This window comes from Agromyces terreus, assembly GCF_009749465.1.
Taxonomy (GTDB): domain Bacteria; phylum Actinomycetota; class Actinomycetes; order Actinomycetales; family Microbacteriaceae; genus Agromyces; species Agromyces terreus.
Map to the genome: position 1 here is coordinate 1 of NZ_WBIS01000022.1, position 4,299 is coordinate 4,299.

Here is a 4,299-nt window from a genome sequence, read left to right on the forward strand (position 1 = left end):
GTCCCACCAGTCGAGCACGAACAGGCGTACTGGGCTGAGCGCCCCGACGTCGACTACGCTCAACCTCGCACCCTCACGGGCGCGGCTTCCAACTAACCCGGCCTCCATCAAACCCGGGGCGCATCATGGCGACTCGTGCAGTAAGGCCGACTTCACCGTCGGCATCCGTTTCCCGCACAACATCCCGGCCGATGAGTACGGCGGCCACGCAATGACCATTCGCATCACCGCTGAGGCCGGAGATGTGGAGCAGAACCGCATCATGTCCGAGATTCAGTTGGTCGATGACACCGCCTGCGACGAAGAGGAAGCGCAGGGTGCGATTGTTGTCCTCAACTACTGCATGGGCTTGATGGAAATTTCGCCAGACGATGGGACGCCGCAGCGCCGCGCAATTCTTGGGGCGGCCCGAGGCTGGACAGCCCCAGATCGGTGTTGGTTCTCCGAGGGCTGGGGTGAAGTGGATCCTGTGCCATCCCAAGCCTGCGGACAATCGCGTCCCACAGATCCTGTGCCGGTGACATCGGTCACGAGAGGCGATGCCACTGGTACGTCCGGCTGGCCAGTTGAACTGATCCACAAGTCAGACGACAGTTGGTGGCCGATGGCGCCGTACGGAAGTGCGATGCCGGCGCTGAACTCGTTCGTTCCAGCGAGCAATGGCGATGTGACAGACGTTCGAGCCTGGGTGGGTGACTTCGAAGCCCAGGTTCCGAGCGAAGGCTGGGAGTTCGTCGCCGACCAACAAGCCCAGGAGTTCCGCCTCTCGAATGAGGATTTCCATCTAAACTCCGGATGGGGAGACTTGGGCATCGTTCGTGATTTCTTCGAGGACGGGTGGCTTTCCTTCCGTGTTGATGCTGGATCAACAAACTGGATTCGACTCAACGACTTGACGGACGACGCAGGAGATCCCTTTGAATGTGTCGCTGGCGAGGTAATCGACGATGACGATCGAGAGTGGTTTGGAATCTACGGTGACGTCTACGTGACGGTGGGATGGGCTGACAAGTGTCGGTTCGAAAGCAAGGGTGTACCGTTCGCCAGGAATGACCTCGCGAGCTTCGCGTCACTCGGCACACCAAGTCTCGCCGTGTCAACACCCGGATTCTCCTTTCAGGGCGCCTGGTGGCAAGTGTGGATTCCACGAAAATACGACGCGGCCTGGGTGCCACCGAATGGCTCGACTATCACGGTGTCCTACACCGATCCGTTGACCGAGCAGCAAGTTCCATTCGCATCGGGAGTGCAGAACCAGGATGAGTTGCGAGTGCGAGGTGAGTCGCTGACTCTCGCTGGCTTTGACCCGTTGGAGCCAATCGTCAGCATGGAGGTTACCCAGGCTCTCGGGATCTCGCCTGACTGCAATTACGCGTACTACGGCGTGTACGAGGACCTGCCCGAGTGCGAGATCATGATTCCGCACTTCGACTTGTCTCTTGAAGACAGGAACCCCGTCAACGGTGCGGGTATGGGTTGGCGCGCCCTCGCTGAAAACGGCGGAACTATCTCCTTTACGACTGATCATGGCACCGCCACAACCATCTCTGTGGTGCCAGGATCGTACTCGTCTGGCAATCGAAACGATGGCGGGGGGCCCGGCAGACCTGTCGCCAACTGATGAGCCAGCTGAGCCTAGAGAACTCCGCGCGGCCGGGGTTGTGGAGAACTCCTTTCCCCGGGTTGCCGCCTCCAAACGTACCCACCAGGGTTCGCCGCGGATGCGTTCAATCTGTGCGTCCCTTCGTATCGTCAGCGCCGTAAATGTTCGCGAAGGGGGTCGACATCTCGATCATCGGTTGCCCATTGTTTCAGCAGTGGGGGCTGCACGGCGATCCGCTTGCGGACTGGCGGGCGCGGACTGCGCCGCGAGGTGCTGACGACTATCCCGGGGTGATGTCGTTCAATTTCCAGGTGCCATCGAAGGATGCGGCGGTCGGGCCGTAGATCCGGAAGTACGCGAACCACCCTCGCCCGGGGAGGGTCTGCACCCACGCCTGGTGCTCGTCGGTGACGTCGTCGGGACCGAACGAGATGGTGGTCTTGTCGCCGTCGAGGTGGCCGGCCAGTTCGAAGAGCGAGCGAACGGCCGCCGCGCCTTGGGCGGTGTCGATCTGCGATCGGGTCTCGGCGTCGTAGACGGTGAGCGACCAGAACAGCCCCGCGGGCACCGGGAGGGGCACGTCGAGCCGGTAGGAGCGGCCGCCGTCCAGATACGCACCAGTGGCGTCGCGCGCGGCGAGCCAGTAGAGCGATCCGCTGCCGGCCTGCCTGCGGAACATGACGGGCGACGTGGCGATGGCCTGGTAGAACCAGGTCTCCCGGGCGTCGACGTCGGTCCTCGAGTCGATCTCGAAGTTCGCGTTCTCAGGGCGGAGCGTCACCCATTCCCAGTGACGTTCCGGCCAGACGACCCGATCGGGCCGGCGATCAGCGAGTGATTGCACCCGCAGTTGCGCGTCGGCTGCTGCAGCGGTGGCGGTGAGGATGCGGGACATCCGCTCGTCGGGGTCGAAGGGTGCATCTGCTCGGATGCCGAGCACCGCGAGTTCTCCGAGGTACGCGCGGTCATCGGGATGGACGGGTTCCGTCGTGATGTACTCGTGCAGGAGCCGCCAGTACTCCAGCGTGCCCTGCACGGCCAGTGGCGTGGTGTCCTGCGGTCGCCCGGTGAGGTCGATCCAGACGGGTTGCGTCCAGTCGGGCTGATCGGTGAGGGGCTCGACCTGCACCGACCGCAGCAGCTCGAGCGCGGCGTCGACGTCGCCGTGCTGCGGGATGGCTCGCAGGCCGACGACCACCCGGTTGCCCAGCGCCTGGTGCACGTACCCGTCTTGCGGCACATCGCCGTCGTATCCGACCGGCACGAAGACGTGTCGGGCGCCCATCCCCCCTTCGGGCCCCGGGATGCCGAGATCCGCGATCCAGCTCTGGTCCACGTTCAGTGCGGCGCCGACGATCGGGCCGGGAGGGATGATCACCACGAGAGGGCCCGCGGTCAGGTCGAGGAGCACCGGCGCGTACGGAGTGTCGGAGTTGAGCGTGAAGCCCACCTGCCCGGGACGCGTGTCCATCGTGCCGAACACCCGATTCGGTTCGATGCCCGCCGCGGTCGTGCCGGCGAAGATCGCCATGCCGGATACCGCTGGGAAGAAGTGCTTGTAGCAGATCACCGCGCGTGCGGCGTCGGCATCGTCATACGCCGCCGCGATCGTCGCATCACTCGGAAAACCGCCAACGAACTCGTACCCACCAACCGATGTCATCATGCCCCCTCAACGAATCAGAGCATCAGCGCCCCGCACTCACCCTCTCATGCGCGGTGAGTAGCCCACCAGCGACCGCCCGTGGCGCGGTCCGGGTCCGCCTGCCAGGCGGTCGCCGATCGGATTCGCGCAGGCGGATCGGCTCGCGGGCCGAGTTAGGCCGTTGCTGTGTCTTGGGTGCGCAGCGCTACGCGCACGAACGGGAGGTACTCGCGCGCGATCACGACAGTGGTAACGACGTCATCTCGGAGCTGGGCGCCGATTGCATAGACGAAGGGATCGGTGTCGATCTCTACGGCAGGAACGGATCTGCCGTCGATATCAAGCGTTACCGCGGTGTTGACCGAAGACGGACCTACTCGCCACGGTCCATCTCCGATAGGCCCGGGGGCGAGCCCGAGTTCCTCACGGAACTGATTCATGAGGATGTAGTTCGCGTGATCGACGAGTTGCTGGGTCAGGGTGGTGTGTTCCCAGGCATCCCTGTTCCAGCTCGTTCGCACCGCTTCCCAGAGCTGGGGATAGCGCATCATCTCTACGAATTCGATCAGCCATGATGGGCGTGGCCACGGCGGGACGTCGTCAATCGCTCGTTGCTCGTGCTGGTCAAGGTTCCTGAGATTGGCGGGGTCGGCGTGGTCGGCGGGGTTCCGCCAGAGCGTGTAGGAAAGACTCACTGCGAGGTGAGATCGCCCCTCGGCGCCGGTGCTTTCAGTGATTGCTGGGGCGTTGGTGTCTTCGATCGTGGGTTGCGAAACGAATCCCATGAGCGGGAATGGCAGATCTGACAGCCGCCGGCCGGCAGCGTCGCGCGGGTCGGGGGCATCTTCGGGTAGGACTCCGGCGAACTGCATGGGTTGAGCGTTCCGGATAGATCCCGTCAGCGCAACAACAACCCGCCCGCGAGCGGATCCCTTATTGCGCTGGGGCCGCACCGAGGACCGTCAGGGGACCTTCGTCGGCGGTCGGGGGCTCGAAGTGGTCGAAGTATTCGGCCGCGACGTCGTTGGGAAGCGCGTAGTCATCGGCGTGC

General features: G+C 63.8%; 3 protein-coding genes. 1 reads left to right on the forward strand and 2 read right to left on the reverse strand.

Annotated features, from left to right (window positions below; all coding sequences use genetic code 11):
• On the forward strand, positions 1-1,621 hold a 1,621-nt coding region (locus GQQ92_RS16360; protein ID WP_232057768.1), incomplete at its 5' end, for a hypothetical protein.
• 262 nt (positions 1,622-1,883) lie between these two features.
• Here GQQ92_RS16360 and GQQ92_RS16365 read toward each other — a convergent pair.
• Positions 1,884-3,134 (reverse strand): DUF1214 domain-containing protein, encoded by a 1,251-nt coding sequence (locus tag GQQ92_RS16365; protein WP_197738313.1) that lies wholly within the window; start codon positions 3,132-3,134, stop codon positions 1,884-1,886.
• Between the two features lie 287 nt (positions 3,135-3,421).
• Complete coding sequence (locus GQQ92_RS16370; RefSeq protein ID WP_157000374.1) at positions 3,422-4,120, reverse strand: hypothetical protein; 699 nt, start codon at positions 4,118-4,120, stop codon at positions 3,422-3,424.
• Positions 4,121-4,299 lie beyond the last annotated feature (179 nt).